The organism is Streptomyces fagopyri (assembly GCF_009498275.1).
Lineage (GTDB): Bacteria > Actinomycetota > Actinomycetes > Streptomycetales > Streptomycetaceae > Streptomyces > Streptomyces fagopyri.
Genome location: NZ_CP045643.1, coordinates 6,153,362 through 6,168,303, shown reverse-complemented (window position 1 = coordinate 6,168,303; position 14,942 = coordinate 6,153,362). Strand labels below are relative to the sequence as shown.

The window sequence follows — 14,942 nt, the reverse complement described above, 5'->3', positions numbered from 1 at the left end:
GGGACTACCCCGACGCCCCGGCCCGAAAGCGGCCGGAGCGCCGAAAGACCCCGCGCGCACTCACGCGCGGACCCGGCCGCAGGTCCGGGCGCCGGCCCGGCCGCAGACCCGGCCGCAGACGCCCGCAGGTCCGGGCGAGACCGCCATGGACCACGCCACGAACTCCACCCCGGACACCATGGACCACGGCACCGACCACCATGGACCGCTACGGACCACGCCACAGCCCCCGTCGAGGACCGCCACGGACCCCGCGAGCCGCTCGCGCGCGAAACCGCCAGCCCCAGCTAGGCGGTGACGATGTTCACCAGCTTCGGCGCCCGCACGATCACCTTGCGGATGCCCGCGCCGTCCAGCGCCGCGACGACCTTCTCGTCGGCCAGCGCGATCTTCTCCAGATCGGCGTCGGAGATCGACGGGGAGACCTCCAGGCGCGCCTTGACCTTCCCCTTGATCTGCACGACGCAGGTCACGGCCTCGTCCACGACGTACGCCGGATCGGCCACCGGGAAGTCCTGGTGCACCACCGAGTCCGAGTGGCCCAGCTTGCGCCACAGTTCCTCGGCGATGTGCGGCGCCAGCGGCGCGATCAGCAGCACCAGGGACTCGGCGACCGTGCGCGACACCGGGCCGCCCGACTTGGTCAGGTGGTTGTTCAGCTCGGTGACCTTGGCGATCGCCGTGTTGAAACGCAGACCTTCCAGGTCCTGGCGCACGCCGTCGATCGCCTTGTGCAGGACCCGCAGCGTGTCCTCGTCCGCACCGGCCGCGCCGGCCGTGCCGTCCTCGACGACGGTGACGGCACCGGTGGTCTCGTCGACGACGTTGCGCCACAGGCGCTGCAGCAGCCGGTACTGGCCGACCACCGCGCGCGTGTCCCACGGTCGCGACACGTCCAGGGGACCCATCGCCATCTCGTACAGGCGCAGCGTGTCCGCGCCGTACTCGTCGCAGATCTCGTCCGGAGTGACCGCGTTCTTCAGGGACTTGCCCATCTTGCCCAGCAGCCGGGAGACCTTCTCGCCCTGGTGGTAGTACGCGCCGTCGCGCTCCTCCACCTCGGCGGCCGGCACGGCGATGCCACGGCTGTCGCGGTACACGAAGGCCTGGATCATGCCCTGGTTGAACAGCTTGTGGAACGGCTCGGCCGAGGAGACGTGGCCCAGGTCGAACAGGACCTTCGACCAGAAGCGCGCGTACAGCAGGTGCAGCACGGCGTGCTCGGCGCCGCCGACGTACAGGTCGACCCCGCCGGTGGGCTGCCCCTCGCGCGGGCCCATCCAGTACTGCTCGATGCCCGGGTCGACCAGCTTCCGGTCGTTGTGCGGGTCCAGGTAGCGCAGTTCGTACCAGCAGGAACCGGCCCAGTTGGGCATGGTGTTGGTCTCGCGCCGGTACTTCCGCGGGCCTCGGCCGTCGCCCAGGTCCAGGGTGACGTCGACCCAGTCCTCGTTGCGGGACAGCGGCGTCTCCGGGGAGGTGTTCGCGTCGTCCGGGTCGAAGGTGCGCGGTGAGTAGTCCTCGACCTCCGGCAGCTCCAGGGGCAGCATCGACTCGGGCAGCGGGTGGGCGACCCCGTCCTCGTCGTACACGATCGGGAAGGGCTCGCCCCAGTAGCGCTGGCGGCTGAACAGCCAGTCGCGCAGGCGGAAGTTGACGGTGCCCTCGCCGATGCCCCGGCGGGCCAGCCACTCGGTGATGCGCGCCTTGGCCTCGACGACACCCAGGCCGTCCAGGGAGACCTCGGCGCCCGCGGAGTTGACGATCTTCGCGTCGTACGAGGCGAAGGCGTCGTCCCATGTCGAGGGGTCGGTACCTCGCTCGTCGCTCGGCTCGACGACGCAGCGCATCGGCAGCTCGAAGGCGCGCGCGAACGCGAAGTCGCGGGTGTCGTGCGCCGGGACGGCCATGATGGCGCCGGTGCCGTAGCCCATCAGCACGTAGTCGGCGATGAAGACGGGGATCCGCTCGCCGCTGACCGGGTTGGTGGCGTACACGCCGGTGAAGACGCCGGTCTTGTCCTTGGCCTCGGCCTGACGCTCGACGTCCGACTTCGACGCGGCCTGCGCGCGGTAGGCGGCGACGGCCTCGGCGGGGGTGGCGTGAGCGCCGGTCCACACCTCGTGGGTGTTCTCGGGCCAGGCCGCCGGGACGAACTTGTCGACCAGCGGGTGCTCGGGGGCCAGCACCATGTAGGTGGCGCCGAACAGGGTGTCCTGACGCGTGGTGAAGACCGTGATGGCGTCGCCGTCGACGGGGAAGTCGACGCGGGCGCCCTCGGAGCGGCCGATCCAGTTGCGCTGCTGCAGCTTGATGGCCTCGGGCCAGTCCAGCACTTCCAGGTCGTCCAGCAGGCGGTCGGCGTACGCGGTGATCCGCATGTTCCACTGCCGCAGCTTGGCCTTGAAGACCGGGAAGTTGCCGCGCTCCGAGCGGCCGTCCGCGGTGACCTCCTCGTTGGCCAGTACGGTGCCCAGCCCGGGGCACCAGTTGACGGGCGCGTCGGAGGCGTAGGCCAGCCGGTACTCGCTCAGGGTGTCGGCGCGCTCGACGGCGGTCAGCTCGTTCCACGCGCGCGTGGTGCCGTCAGCGCCCGAGACGGCCCGGTCACCGCTCTCGAACTGGGCGATCAGCGCGGAGATCGGACGGGCCTTGCCGGCCTCGTCGTCGTACCAGGAGTTGAAGATCTGCAGGAAGATCCACTGGGTCCACTTGTAGTACTCCGGGTCGATCGTGGCGAACGACCGGCGCTTGTCGTGGCCCAGGCCCAGCGCGCGCAGCTGGACCTTCATGTTCTCCATGTTGGCCTCGGTGGACGCGCGCGGGTGCGTGCCGGTCTGCACGGCGTACTGCTCGGCGGGCAGGCCGAAGGCGTCGAAGCCCAGGGTGTGCAGGACGTTGTGACCGGTCATCCGCTGGAAGCGGGCGAACACGTCGGTGGCGATGTAGCCCAGCGGGTGGCCCACGTGCAGGCCCGCACCGGAGGGGTAGGGGAACATGTCCATGATGAACTTCTTGGGCTTCGCGACCAGCTCGGGATCGCCCGCCAGGTCACCACTGGGGTTCGGCGCCTCGTACGTGCCCTCGGCGTCCCAGAAGTCCTGCCAGCGTGCTTCGATCTCCGCGGCCATCGCGGCCGTGTAGCGGTGCGGCGCTGCCACCTCGGAGGCGGCAGCGGGGTTCGTCTCGCTCATGATCCTCAAAGCTCCATCGATCGTCTCTGCCAGCGGCTCAGAAATGAAAAATCCCCTCGCACAGGAGGGGAAGCCGCGCCGATTCCGACCACGGGTCGTCAGTGGTCGGGACTGATCAGCGCGGCTCGCTAAGCAGAAGGCGTACGGCACGCATGGCGTCAGGGTACCGCAGCACCCGCGCGCGTCGCGACGGGCTTCCGGGGCACGCGACACGCCGTGCGACAGTCACGATCACGCCAAAAAACTGAACAATATTCAAATATTACTTCGCGTAACGGACCCTAAGGGACAACACAAGGCCCTGGAGGCCCTTTGATAACAACGTAATAACTCAATCTCGTATCCCTCAGGAGGGACTCGACCTAGAGTGCGGCTTCGGGACCGCTTCCCCGAACCGTTGGGAGTAACCCCCCTATGAACCCTCGTCGTAATGGCAGCACTCTTCCCCGCCCAGGCCGCTCCGCCTATGGAGTGGCCACCGCTGTCATTCTGCTTCTCATACCCGTGGTCGTACTGGCAGGAGGCAACGGAGTCCGGGACTTCCTCAACTTCGGCGCCGGCGTGCTGTCGCTGGTCGCCCTCTCCTGCTCCGTCATCTGGGGGCTGGTGGCGACCGACCGGCTGTTCCTCAACACCCGCCAGCGCCTGGTGGCGCAGGCGGTGCACCGCACGACCGCCGTGTCCTCGGTCGCCTTCCTGCTGCTGCACATCACGGTCAAGCTGGCGCTCGACCACACCGTGCTGATCGCCGCGCTGATCCCCTTCAGCCTCGGCGTGTCCGGGACGGCCGGACTCATCGGCTTCGGCTCCCTGGCCGGACTGCTCATGATCTTCACGGCCGTCACCGGCGCGCTGCGCGGCGCCTTCGCGTCCCCCGCCCCGGTCGCATCCCGCTGGCGCGCGATGCACATGCTGGCCTACCCGGCCTGGTGCTCCGCGCTGATCCACGGCCTCTACGCGGGTCGACAGGCGAAGCCGATCTTCACGATCCTGTACAGCCTGTGCCTGGTCGCGGTCATGGCCGCGCTCGCCCTGCGCGCGGCGCCCGCCCCCTACAAGCGCAGGATCGCCGACCGGTTCCTCGCGCTCCTCGGCGAGGGCAACGGCTTCGGCGCCCGGATGGCGCGCGAGGAGCGGCTCACGGCATCCCGCGCCTCCCTGGCCGAGAACACCGCGCCGGGCTTCGCGCCGCGCCCCGCCCAGCAGTCCGCGGGAGACTCCTTCGTGCCGCCGCAGCGCGCCCCGGGCCCCGGACAGTCGCTCTACCAGACCCCGGCGGACCCCGCCGCGGGCGGGACGCCCGGTTTCGCGGCCGCCTACCGGGCCATGTCGGGAACGCCCGGCGCGAATCCCGCGGGGGCCGCGCCGACCGAGCGCTTCCAGATGCCGGTGAACACACAGCAGCCCACGGAGGCGTACCCGCGCCCCGACGGCAGCAGCCCGTCGGGGAGTTGGCCCGTCCCCTCCCCGCCGCCGGTCGGCGAAGCGCCCCGCTCCGCGTACGACCCGCTCGCCGACACGGGATACAGCATCCCCGTCTACGACAATTCGACCACGGCCGGCTACGGCACGAGTGATGTGTACGACACCGGTGAGACGAACCCCGCCTTCCGCACGTACAACACCAACGACACGTACGACAGCGGTCCCACGCCTGACGTACTGCCGGGTGCCTTCGACGCTCCTGGCTCCGGTGAACCATGGAACGCCCCTTCCGGAGGCTTTAAGTGAACGAGGCCCTGCCCGACGTCCCGGAGGTCCGCGTCGTCGGACTTCCGCAGCTCACGTCGGGTTTCGACCTGGTTGAACGGCTCGACCTGCCCATGCACCTCAAGGTGCACGGGCCGCTCGAGCCGATGGGCGGTGAACAGCTGGCCGGCCTCGCCGAGGCGATCGGCCTGAAGGGCCGCGGCGGCGCGGGCTTCCCCTTCGCCAAGAAACTGCGCTCGGTCGCCGAGTCGGCCATCAGCAAGGGCATCCGGCCCGTGGTGGTCGTCAACGGAAGCGAGGACGAACCCGCCTGCCGCAAGGACACGGTCCTCATCAACCGTGCCCCGCACCTCATCCTGGACGGAGCCCTGCTCGCCGCGGAGGCCATGGGCGCGCGCACCCTGGTCATCGGCGTGACGCGTGAGTCCACCCAGCGGTCCATGGAGGCCGCGCTGGCCGAGCGCGGCCTGAGCGACCGGCGCGGATCGCCGCTTCGCGCGCGCGTGCAGCGCAATCCGGTCCGCATGGTGACCGGGGCGGCGGCCTCGCTCGTCCGCTCCATCGACGGCGGCCCGGCCATCCCGCCCGGCCGCAAGATCAGCGCGTCGCAGACCGGGGTCGGCGGCGCGCCCACGCTGCTGTCGAACGCCGAGACGTTCGCGCAGCTGGCCATCGCCGCCCGCATCGGCCCCGACCGCTACCGCAACACCGGCCTGTACGACGAGCCCGGCACCGTCATGCTCACCGTCTCCGGCGCGGTCGCGCGCCCCATGGTGATCGAGGTTCCGACCGGCGTACCGCTGCGGTACGTGCTCCAGCTCGCCGGTGCCCCGCCCGTACCGCAGGGCGTGCTGACCGGCGGGTACCACGGCAAGTGGCTGGACGCGGCGACGGTCAACGAGGCGATCGTCTCCCGCAACTCCCTGGACGCCGTGGGCGGATCGCTCGGCGCCGGCGCGATCCTCCCGATCACCCAGGAGACGTGCCCGCTGGGCGAGTCGCTCCGCGTGGCGCAGTGGCTGGCCGAGGAGAGCGCGGGACAGTGCGGTCCCTGCTACCTCGGCCTGCCCGCCGCGGCGCGCGGTCTGGAGGACATCCTCAACGGCGGCGGTCCGGCCGCCCTGGAGGCCGTGAAGCAGGTCGCCAAGGCCGTGAAGCGACGCGGTGCCTGCTCCCACCCGGACGGCTCGGCGATGTTCATCGAGTCGACGATCAAGGCGTTCACCGACGACCTCGCCGCGCACGTCCTCGGAAACGGCTGTGGAAGGCCCGTGGAGGGCGTTCTGCCGCTCTTCGAGGGCGGGCAGACCCCGACGGGCATCCCGGGCGGCCAGGCGCAGGAGGAGGCGGGCCCCAGCCGCCAGAAGATCTACGTCGACTGGACGCTGTGCCGCGGGCACGGCCTGTGCGCGGACATCCTGCCCGAGGTCTTCGAGCTCGGCGCGGACGGCTTCCCCACCGTCGCGCAGGCTCAGGTCCCCCGGTACGCGGAGGCGAAGGCGCTGCGTGCCGTACGCCGCTGCCCGGCGCTCGCCCTGCGCCTTGAGGAGGACTCCAGGTCCTCCGCGCCGGCCCGCAACAACCTGCCGGTGCTCTCCCAGCGCCGGGGCCGCCGGGCGCTCGGCAGCGGCCGCTGAACACGACGGGGGCCGGCCGCCCGGACGATCGGGTGGCCGGCCCCCGAACACGATGAAGGCGGGCCACCCTGTCCGGGTGGCCCGCCTTCATCTTCTGTGGAGCTAAGGAGAATTGAACTCCTGACCTCCTGCATGCCATGCAGGCGCTCTACCAACTGAGCTATAGCCCCTTGCGCTGTTCCGCCCGGTCTCCCCGGCGGCGACGCCAACATTACACGGTCCTCCCCGTGCACCACCAAATCGATTCCGCGCCGCTCGGACAATACGGACATGCGGGATAGTGTCGGCCTCCGTGACCGTGATCGCCCTCCCCCGCGTCCGCCGCCACGCGTCCGTCGCCCTGGGGACATGCCTGTTGTCGTTCGCCGCCTTCTGGTGCGCGCAGCGGGCCGCGCACGTGTCGATGATCGACCTGACGGTGTACCGGGCGGAGGGCGCGACCGTACGCGCGGGCGGCGACCTCTACGCGCTGCGCACGACCGAGGCCCATCTGCCCACGACGTACCCGCCGTTCGCGGCCCTGCTGTTCACACCGCTGACCCTGCTGGACCCGGCGGCCCTGCGGACGCTGGCGACGGCCGGGAACCTGGCCCTTCTCGTGGCGTTCGTGTCGCTCTCGCTGCGACTCGCCGGCCACGCGCGCGCGAAGAGCGCGTGGTGGGCGTCGGCGGCGGCCGTCTGGTGCGAGCCGGTGTGGACGACGCTGCGCTACGGGCAGGTGAACCTGCTGCTCGGCGTGCTGGTGCTGTGGGACCTGAGCGGGCGGCCCGTACGGCGCTGGGCCGGGGCCGGCATCGGGATCGCCGCGGCGGTCAAGCTGACCCCGATGCTGTTCGCGGTGTTCCTGCTGGCCGCCGGCCTCGTGGAACACGCCCGCGGGGGCCGCGGCGGGTCCCGGCTGCGCCACGCGCGCGGGGCGGCCGTCGCGTTCACCGGGGCGACGCTGCTCGCGGCGGCCGTCCTGCCGTACGACTCGTGGCGCTTCTGGAGCCGGATGGTCTTCGAGGCGGGCCGGGTCGGGCTGGTGGAGGACACCGCGAACCAGTCGCTGCGCGGGGTCCTGGCCCGCCTGCTGCACAGCGCGCACCCCGGCCTCTGGTGGGTCGCCGCGGCGGCCGTGGCGGGGGTGCTGGGAATCACCGTCGCCGTGGCCGCGGAGCTGCGTGGACTGCGGGCCTGGGCGGTGGCGGCCTGCGCGGTGACGGCACTGCTGGTCAGCCCGGTGTCGTGGTCGCACCACTGGGTGTGGTGCGTGCCGGTGACGCTGCTCCTCGCGACGCGCGGGAGGACGTCCGCCGTCGCCACCGCCCTGGTGTTCTGCTCGTACGCGCTGTGGTGGGTGCCGCACGGTCCGGGCAGGCTCGAACTGCACCAGAACGGCGTCCAGTCGGCGCTGTCGGCCCTCTACGCGGCAGCCGGTTGCGTCTTCCTGGCCGTCCTCGCGGTCAGGCTGTCGCGAACGAGTAGAAACGCTTGAGCGTGCAGTGCTCGTCGAGGAGCCGCCCGTAGATCGGCTCGCCCTCCAGCTCGCGGTACGTCTCGATCGGGTCGCCTTTTATGATCAGCGCCCGCGCGCACTCCTCGCACCAGTACTGGTAGTCGTGGTTGACCGGTTCCATGTCGCGGACGATGGGCGTACCACTGCCGCACCAATCGCACTTTCGCCTGTGTGCACCCATCGATCAGCTCCAGCTGTGGCCGCAGGCCGTGCACACGTAGGAGATCCCGCCGTTGTCGCCGAGGACCTGGGCGATGTGGACGGATCCGCAGGAAGGACAGTCGAGGAGGGTGGCTCTTCTACGTTTCGGTGCCACTTCGAGAAGATCGTGGACCTCCTCGAGGATGCTCGCAGGCATCGCTACTCCCTCCCGTCGGGCCGCGCCCCCTTCCGGCCGTTTGATTCTGCCACGGCCGGAGCAATACGGTCAGCGACGCCTTCGTACCAGTCCGGACACGGCACCCGACGTAGCCGTCGCGGCCAGCGCATACGTGCACATGAGGAGCGCGTCCGCAGAGGTATACGCCCCCGGAGGCCCAAGTGACTCAAGCCGGATCAAGAAGAGTGTGCCGAAGGCCGCACGACGGTCCGGGACACACAGAAAATCCCGCCCCCTGGAGGGGACGGGATCCTGTTCACCGATCTTCGACGACTCGGAAGAGCCGATCTGTGGAGCTAAGGAGAATTGAACTCCTGACCTCCTGCATGCCATGCAGGCGCTCTACCAACTGAGCTATAGCCCCTTGCGTTCTTCCCGCCCTGCGGGGCGAACAAGAAGAACTTTAGCCTGCGACCTGCCGGAAAGTGAAATCCGGTCCCGGCGGCTCCGCGGGACCGGACAGAGCGCCGTCCGAACCGCTCAGTCGTCGTCTCCGAGCACCGGCTCCGGCAGCGTGCCGGCGTTGTGCTCCAGCAGTCGCCAGCCCCGCGCGCCCCGTCCGAGGACGGACCAGCAGCAGTTGGAGAGGCCGCCGAGACTCTCCCAGTGCTGTGACTCCAGGCCGAGCAGACGCCCGATGGTCGTACGGATCGTGCCGCCGTGGCTGACGACCACGAGCGTGCCGTCCTCGGGGAGTTTGTCGGCGTGTCGCAGCACCACGGGAGCGGCCCGGTCGGCGACCTCGGACTCCAGTTCGCCTCCGCCGCGGCGCACGGGCTCGCCGCGCTTCCACGCGGCGTACTCGTCGCCGTACCGGCCGAGGATCTCCTCGTGCGTCAGCCCCTGCCAGACGCCCGCGTAGGTCTCCCGCAGGGCTTCGTCGTGGGTGACGTCGAGGCCGGTGAGCTCGGCCAGCTCGGCGGCCGTGGCGGCGGCGCGCCTCAGGTCGGAGGCGACGATCGCGTCGGGCTCCAGCGAGGCGAGCAACCGGGCGGCGCGCCGGGCCTGGCCGATGCCGGTCTCGGTGAGCTCCACGTCCGTGGAGCCCTGGAAGCGGCTCTCCACGTTCCAGGAGGTCTGGCCGTGCCGCCAGAGGATGACCCGGCGGCCCCGGCCCTGCTTCCTGCCGGCCTCGGCGGTCACCGCAGCTCTCCCAGTTCGGCGGAGTCCTCCTCGGCCTGCAGCTTGGCGTGCTCGGCGGTCTTGCCGCGGGTGGCCTTGGCGTCGGCCGGCAGGTCCAGCTCCGGGCAGTCCTTCCAGAGCCGCTCCAGGGCGTAGAAGACGCGCTCCTCGCTGTGCTGGACGTGCACGACGATGTCGACGTAGTCGAGCAGCACCCAGCGGGCCTCGCGGTCGCCCTCGCGGCGGACCGGCTTGACGCCGAGCTCCTTGCTCAGGCGCTCCTCGATCTCGTCGACGATCGACTTGACCTGGCGGTCGTTGGGCGCGGACGCCAGCAGGAAGGCGTCGGTGATCGAGAGCACATCGCTGACGTCGTAGGCGATGATGTCGTGCGCGAGCTTGTCGGCGGCCGCCTGTGCGGCGGTCTTGATGAGCTCGATGGAGCGGTCCGTGGCGGTCACTACGCGGCTTTCCGTCGGCGGTCAGTAATGACTCAAGGGTCTCACGGACAGCCGACGGCACCCCACGCGTTTCCGCGGTCGTGCCCCGAGAGCCCCGGGGCACGGCCGCGGACACCTCGTGATCGCCGGTCGTCACCGCCGATCACGCGGGGTCATCCGGTGGGGGCGCTCACCTTGTAGTCCTGGCCCAGGACCACGGACACGTCCGCGTTGGACGTCGCCCCGCCCTTCTTCACGGAGCTGGTCGGCAGGCCCAGGGTCTTCGCGACCTCGACGGCGTCGTTCTTCTTGGCGTCGTCGGCGTACGTGATCCGGGACACGCTCTCGGCCGCGGCGGCGGTGCCGGAGTCCAGGAAGGTGTAACCGCCGTTGACCAGGACGACACGGGCGTTGTCCGTGGCGGACTTCACTCCGGTGGCGTTCTTGATGCCGACGCGGACGGCGGCGCCGGCCTCGGGGCTCTTCGCGGTTCCACCGAGCACGTCCTTGACCACACTGTCGGTGGCGCTCTCGCTCAGGGTGCCGTCCTGCTGCACGGGCAGCAGCGCCGTCTTGTAGTCGCCGCCCTTGGCGAGGTCGGCGAGTTTGGCGAGGAAGACACCGAGGTCCTGGTCGGTCAGCGGCGGGTCGAGGATCTGCGCGAGGGTCTGCACGGTGGTCGTCGCGGCCTGCTTGTCGGAGGACAGCTTGCGCAGCACGCCCTGCATGACCTGACCGAACCGCTCCAGCTGGGCGTTCTGGGCCTCGCCGGGGGCCCGGTAGGTCGCGTAGGCGACGGCCGTCTTGCCGCTGAGGGTCTGGTCCTCGCCCTTCTTCACGAGGGGCGGCTCGCCCTTCTTCTTCGCCTCGGGGTCGGGCACGGCGGTGTTGGTGGTGATGTCGATGTTGCCGACGAGTTCGACGAGGTTGCTGAGGTAGGGGGTGTCGAGGCGCCAGGTGCCCTGGATGTCGGTCCCCAGCACCGTGTCGATCGCCTCCTGGGTCCCGGAGGAACCGTCGTCGTCGACGGACTTGGCGAGCGTGGTCGTCGAACCGTCGTCGCCGGTCAGGGCAAGGGAGTTGGGCAACAGGACGGTGGTGCCCTGCTTGGTCGTGGTGTTGTCGACGAGCAGCGCGGTGGAGGTGCCGCCGCCCTTCGTGTCGTGCAGGTGGACGACGAGCACGTCGCGGTTCTGGGCGCTCGACGCCGCCGTCACGGCGGGCTTGTCGTGCGCGGTGGTGCCGGGCAGCTTGCCCGCGTACCAGAGGTAGCCGACGCCGCCGACCACGACGAGGGCGAACACCACGACCAGGGCGACGATCCGGCCGCGGGCGCGGCGGCGGGCCTCCTCGCGGCGCTCGGTGCGGTTCTCGGTGAACTTCAGCCAGTCGATGACGTCCTCGGACTCGGCCTCCTGCTCCTCGACGAACGCGAACTGCTCGGTGCCGTGGTCCCGGTCGGCGCGCGGCCCACCGTCCTCGGTGGAGCCCGCCTGCTGCGGGATGTACGCGGTCTGCTCGGCGACCCGCGGCTGCTGTCCGGTGCTCGTGGCACCGGCCGCGCCCGGGGTCTGCCCGTCGTACCCGGCGTGCCCGTCCCGCACCGCCCGGCCGGTCTGCCCCGGCCGGCCCGGCTGAGGTGTCTGACCCGTCGGGCCCGTCCGCCCGGTCTGTCCGCCGCGCTCGGTCCGCGTCGTGGGGGCCGAGTGCGCCGTGCGGGGGGTCTGGGACGTCGGGGCCTGCTGCCCGTAGGAGTCGTACGCCGTGCCCGCCCCGTCAGGAGCGGACGCGCCGGCTCCGTAGGGGTCGTAGGGGTCGTACGCGGGGACGGAGGTCTGCTGACCGGTGTCGTAGGAGGACGCGGGCTGCCGGCCTGTGTCGTAGGACGACGTCGGCTGCCGGCCGGTGTCGTAGGACGACGTCGGCTGCTGACCGGTGTCGTAGGCCGTCCCGCCGTTCGCGTACGGGTCGTAGCCGTAGCCCTGGGCCTGTTGCGGCTGTTGGGGCTGCGCGTACGGGTCGTAGGTCTGCCCGGACGGCTGGGGCGGCACCTGCCGGTACACAGGCTGCCCGAACTCGTCGTAGCCGACGAGCTCGTACTGGTCGCCGCCCGTGTATCCGTCGTATCGGTCGTTCACCGGTGCCCCTCTCGGCTCACTCGCCGCGGTACAGCTCACGCTTGTCGATGTAGCGCACTACACCGTCCGGCACCAGATACCAGACGGGATCTCCCCTGCCGACCCTCGCACGGCAGTCTGTGGACGAGATGGCGAGCGCGGGAACCTCGACGAGCGAGACCCCGCCCTCGGGCAGCCCGGGGTCCGTCAGGGTGTGGCCGGGCCGGGTGACTCCGATGAAGTGCGCGAGGGAGAACAGTTCTTCCGCGTACCGCCAGGTGAGGATCTGGCCGAGCGCGTCGGCGCCGGTGATGAAGAACAGGTCGGCGTCGGGGTTGAGCGAGCGCAGGTCGCGCAGGGTGTCCGTGGTGTAGGTCGGTCCGCCGCGGTCGATGTCGATGCGGCTCACCGAGAACTGCGGGTTCTCGGCGGTCGCGATGACCGTCATCAGATAACGGTCCTCGGCCGGGGTGACCTTCCGGTCGGACTTCTGCCACGGCTGCCCGGTAGGCACGAACACCACCTCGTCGAGGTGGAACCGCGCGGCGACCTCGCTGGCCGCCACCAGGTGCCCGTGATGGATCGGGTCGAACGTCCCGCCCATCACGCCGAGACGGCGCTTGCCCGGATTCGAGGGGCCGTTGCGCCGACCGGTCGTCAGACGGCGCACGCCGCCACGCACCACGCGACCCGCGGCGTCGCCTGCGGCGCCGCTCTCCGGGTCACTCGCCGGACCGGTAGGCATGTCCTGCTCTCCCATGCGTGCAGACCCTACCGGCCCGGTCGACGGGCTCCGCCCGACAGGGGTCCCGGGGACGGCCGCGGGTGGCTGAAAGGGCTCAGCGGTCGCGGTTGAAACGCGTCACGATCCACAGCAGCAGGAGCAGGACGAAGAGGGCGCCGCCCCCGGTCAGGAACGGGTTGAGGCTCTCATGGTTACCACCGTGCTCCTCGCCCTCGGCGGCAAGAGTGACCAGCTGTGCGGCAGTGCTGTGGAAGCTCATCTCGGCAGGACCTATCCGATGGGGGTCCCCCCGCTCGGGCGAAGCCGAGAGTGGGGGAGCGCGGGATAACGACGTCGGCCCATCGTAAGCGGGCGCCCCGGCGACGATCACCCCGACTCCGCCGTTGGGGAAGCCGGTTGCCGCGCGCGGCGCCCACCGGCACGCCGTACGGCGGTCACCCGCGTCCGTGACCGCCGTACGCGGTGCCGGGCGCCCGGAGCGCGGCTCAGTCGTCCTCGCGCTTGTACCCCCGCAACAGGAACCAGGCGGTCAGGGCCAGTCCGACGATCATCACGATCAGCACGACGCGGAGCAGATCGCCCGGGCCCTGCTTGTCTGCCGCGCTCGCGGCCTCGGTGAGCCAGGCGGCTGCGGGGATGTGCTCCATGGCGTACGACTCCTTCTCTGTACTGCCCGTCCACGGTATCTCCGCCTAGGCTGGGCCGTGCCTTGGGGGCACATAGGGCACTCCGACGCACATGGGGGAAGACATGTCCGACGACGGTCACCAGCGGAACGGGCACGAGAACGTGCCGAGCAGGCAGCGCAGGCGCTTCGAGGGGATCTCCTCGCGGGCGTACGAACACCCGGCGGACCGCTCGGCCCTGGTGGCCCTGCGCAAGCTCTCCGGCTTCGACACGGTCTTCAAGGCCCTGAGCGGCCTGCTGCCCGAGCGCAGCCTGCGGCTGCTGTTCCTGTCCGACTCGGTGCGCGTCTCGGACGCCCAGTTCGCGCACCTCAACGCCATGCTGCGGGACGCCTGTTACATCCTGGACCTGGAGAAGGTCCCGCCGATGTACGTCTCCCAGGACCCGCAGCCCAACGCGATGTGCATCGGCCTGGACGAGCCGATCATCGTCGTCACGACCGGTCTCGTGGAGCTGCTGGACGAGGAGGAGATGCGGGCCGTGATCGGGCACGAGGTCGGCCACGCGCTGTCCGGTCACTCCGTCTACCGCACGATCCTGCTCTTCCTGACCAGCCTCGCCCTCCGGGTGGCCTGGATCCCGCTGGGCAACCTCGCGATCATGGCCATCGTGACCGCGCTGCGTGAGTGGTTCCGCAAGTCGGAACTGTCGGCCGACCGGGCGGGGCTGCTCGTCGGACAGGACCCGCGGGCCTCGATGCGCGGACTGATGAAGATCGCGGGCGGCAACCACCTGCACGAGATGAACGTGGACGCGTTCCTCGCGCAGGCCGAGGAGTACGAGGCCGGGGGCGACCTGCGCGACTCCGTGCTCAAGATCCTCAACGTCCTCCCCCGTACGCACCCCTTCACCACGGTGCGCGCCGCCGAGCTGAAGAAGTGGGCCGGGTCCCGCGACTACCAGCGGATCATGGACGGTCACTATCCGCGGCGCAGCGAGGACAAGGACACCTCGGTCTCGGACTCCTTCCGGCAGTCGGCGTCGAGCTACGCGACGGACGTGAAGAACTCCAAGGACCCGCTGATGAAGCTGGTCAGCGACATCGCGGGCGGTGCGGGCGACCTCGGCGGCCGGGTGCGGCGCGGCTTCGGCGGCTTCGCGGGCGGCTCCCCCAAGGACGCGCCGGCGCGGGACGGCGACGAACGCCCCGGCGACGGTGCCTCGGACGGCGGCCACCCGGACGGTGACGCGGGGGCCGAGGGCGACGCGGGTCCCAAGGGCGACGGCTGACCGGTCCCATGCCGGTCGCGGGCCGGTGATCACCGATCGCTGACCGCTGACCGCCGGTCGGCGGTCGGCGGTCGGCGGTCGGCGGTCGGCGGTCGGCGGTCGGCGGTCGGCGGTCGGCGGTCGGCGGTCGGCGGTCACTGAACATCCTCGGTGGTCGGCGGTCACTGAACACCGTCGGTGGTC

At 70.8% G+C, this 14,942-nt stretch carries 13 protein-coding genes, 2 tRNA genes and 1 pseudogene; 4 read left to right on the top strand and 12 right to left on the bottom strand.

Annotated features, from left to right (window positions below; all coding sequences use genetic code 11):
- Window positions 1–287 precede the first annotated feature (287 nt).
- The gene (gene leuS / locus GFH48_RS26555) at window positions 288–3,194 is read right to left on the bottom strand and encodes a leucine--tRNA ligase (protein ID WP_153290653.1); all 2,907 of its coding nucleotides are present in this window, start codon (window positions 3,192–3,194) and stop codon (window positions 288–290) included.
- A 414-nt stretch (window positions 3,195–3,608) separates the two neighbouring features.
- On the opposite strand from leuS, the gene GFH48_RS26550 reads away from it, so the two are divergent.
- Together GFH48_RS26550 and GFH48_RS26545 are read left to right on the top strand one after the other, a co-directional pair.
- Window positions 3,609–4,925 carry a cytochrome b/b6 domain-containing protein gene (locus GFH48_RS26550; RefSeq protein WP_194280678.1) on the top strand — a complete coding sequence of 439 codons (1,317 nt, stop codon included), beginning with the start codon at window positions 3,609–3,611 and terminating at the stop codon, window positions 4,923–4,925.
- A complete protein-coding gene (locus tag GFH48_RS26545) occupies window positions 4,922–6,541 on the top strand; it encodes an NADH-quinone oxidoreductase subunit NuoF family protein (RefSeq protein WP_153290651.1) in 1,620 nt (539 codons plus the stop codon). The genes GFH48_RS26550 and GFH48_RS26545 overlap by 4 nt, the downstream gene beginning before the upstream one ends.
- Before the next feature lie 97 nt (window positions 6,542–6,638).
- Here the strand turns inward: GFH48_RS26545 and GFH48_RS26540 are convergent.
- Window positions 6,639–6,711 (bottom strand) — tRNA-Ala (locus GFH48_RS26540).
- Between the two features lie 122 nt (window positions 6,712–6,833).
- Here GFH48_RS26540 and GFH48_RS26535 point away from each other — a divergent pair.
- Window positions 6,834–8,018, top strand: a complete 1,185-nt coding sequence (locus GFH48_RS26535) for a glycosyltransferase 87 family protein (RefSeq protein ID WP_153290650.1) — start codon at window positions 6,834–6,836, stop codon at window positions 8,016–8,018.
- Here GFH48_RS26535 and GFH48_RS26530 read toward each other — a convergent pair.
- The 10 genes and pseudogenes from GFH48_RS26530 to GFH48_RS38645 form a co-directional block, all read right to left on the bottom strand.
- Window positions 7,987–8,220 (bottom strand): hypothetical protein, encoded by a 234-nt coding sequence (locus GFH48_RS26530; RefSeq protein ID WP_010986886.1) that lies wholly within the window; start codon window positions 8,218–8,220, stop codon window positions 7,987–7,989. The two genes, GFH48_RS26535 and GFH48_RS26530, sit on opposite strands and share 32 nt — an antisense overlap.
- A gap of 3 nt (window positions 8,221–8,223) precedes the next feature.
- Window positions 8,224–8,397: a hypothetical protein gene (locus tag GFH48_RS26525; RefSeq protein WP_153290649.1), complete on the bottom strand. Its 174-nt coding sequence runs from the start codon at window positions 8,395–8,397 to the stop codon at window positions 8,224–8,226.
- A gap of 69 nt (window positions 8,398–8,466) precedes the next feature.
- A pseudogene (locus GFH48_RS39330) lies at window positions 8,467–8,619 on the bottom strand (MFS transporter); the annotation flags it as partial.
- A gap of 90 nt (window positions 8,620–8,709) precedes the next feature.
- A tRNA-Ala gene (locus tag GFH48_RS26515) sits at window positions 8,710–8,782 on the bottom strand.
- A 116-nt stretch (window positions 8,783–8,898) separates the two neighbouring features.
- The gene (locus GFH48_RS26510) at window positions 8,899–9,561 is read right to left on the bottom strand and encodes a histidine phosphatase family protein (protein ID WP_153290648.1); all 663 of its coding nucleotides are present in this window, start codon (window positions 9,559–9,561) and stop codon (window positions 8,899–8,901) included.
- Complete coding sequence (gene rsfS / locus GFH48_RS26505; protein ID WP_153290647.1) at window positions 9,558–10,001, bottom strand: ribosome silencing factor; 444 nt, start codon at window positions 9,999–10,001, stop codon at window positions 9,558–9,560. Before rsfS ends, GFH48_RS26510 begins: the two co-directional genes overlap by 4 nt.
- 152 nt (window positions 10,002–10,153) lie before the next feature.
- Entirely contained in the window at window positions 10,154–12,118 is a 1,965-nt protein-coding gene (locus tag GFH48_RS26500; RefSeq protein ID WP_153290646.1) for a LytR C-terminal domain-containing protein, read from the bottom strand.
- A gap of 16 nt (window positions 12,119–12,134) precedes the next feature.
- The gene (nadD, locus tag GFH48_RS26495; RefSeq protein WP_194280677.1) at window positions 12,135–12,857 is read right to left on the bottom strand and encodes a nicotinate-nucleotide adenylyltransferase; all 723 of its coding nucleotides are present in this window, start codon (window positions 12,855–12,857) and stop codon (window positions 12,135–12,137) included.
- Window positions 12,858–12,936: 79 nt separating this feature from the next.
- Window positions 12,937–13,101, bottom strand: a complete 165-nt coding sequence (locus GFH48_RS38650) for a hypothetical protein (RefSeq protein WP_194280676.1) — start codon at window positions 13,099–13,101, stop codon at window positions 12,937–12,939.
- A 226-nt stretch (window positions 13,102–13,327) separates the two neighbouring features.
- Window positions 13,328–13,489, bottom strand: coding sequence for a hypothetical protein (locus tag GFH48_RS38645; RefSeq protein WP_168528073.1), 162 nt, complete (start codon window positions 13,487–13,489; stop codon window positions 13,328–13,330).
- 103 nt (window positions 13,490–13,592) lie between these two features.
- Between GFH48_RS38645 and GFH48_RS26490 the strand changes: the two genes are divergently transcribed.
- Window positions 13,593–14,759 (top strand): M48 family metallopeptidase, encoded by a 1,167-nt coding sequence (locus GFH48_RS26490; protein ID WP_153290645.1) that lies wholly within the window; start codon window positions 13,593–13,595, stop codon window positions 14,757–14,759.
- The last annotated feature ends 183 nt before the right edge of the window (window positions 14,760–14,942 follow it).

Excerpts from the sequence above, each read along its gene's own strand:
- leuS (WP_153290653.1), bottom strand. The coding sequence starts at position 3,194 with ATGAGCGAGACGAACCCCGCTGCCGCCTCCGAGGTGGCAGCGCCGCAC.
- GFH48_RS26490 (WP_153290645.1), top strand. The coding sequence starts at position 13,593 with ATGTCCGACGACGGTCACCAGCGGAACGGGCACGAGAACGTGCCGAGC.
- GFH48_RS38650 (WP_194280676.1), bottom strand. The coding sequence starts at position 13,101 with ATGAGCTTCCACAGCACTGCCGCACAGCTGGTCACTCTTGCCGCCGAG.
- GFH48_RS38645 (WP_168528073.1), bottom strand. The coding sequence starts at position 13,489 with ATGGAGCACATCCCCGCAGCCGCCTGGCTCACCGAGGCCGCGAGCGCG.
- nadD (WP_194280677.1), bottom strand. The coding sequence starts at position 12,857 with ATGGGAGAGCAGGACATGCCTACCGGTCCGGCGAGTGACCCGGAGAGC.
- GFH48_RS26525 (WP_153290649.1), bottom strand. The coding sequence starts at position 8,397 with ATGCCTGCGAGCATCCTCGAGGAGGTCCACGATCTTCTCGAAGTGGCA.
- GFH48_RS26550 (WP_194280678.1), top strand. The coding sequence starts at position 3,609 with ATGAACCCTCGTCGTAATGGCAGCACTCTTCCCCGCCCAGGCCGCTCC.
- GFH48_RS26530 (WP_010986886.1), bottom strand. The coding sequence starts at position 8,220 with ATGGGTGCACACAGGCGAAAGTGCGATTGGTGCGGCAGTGGTACGCCC.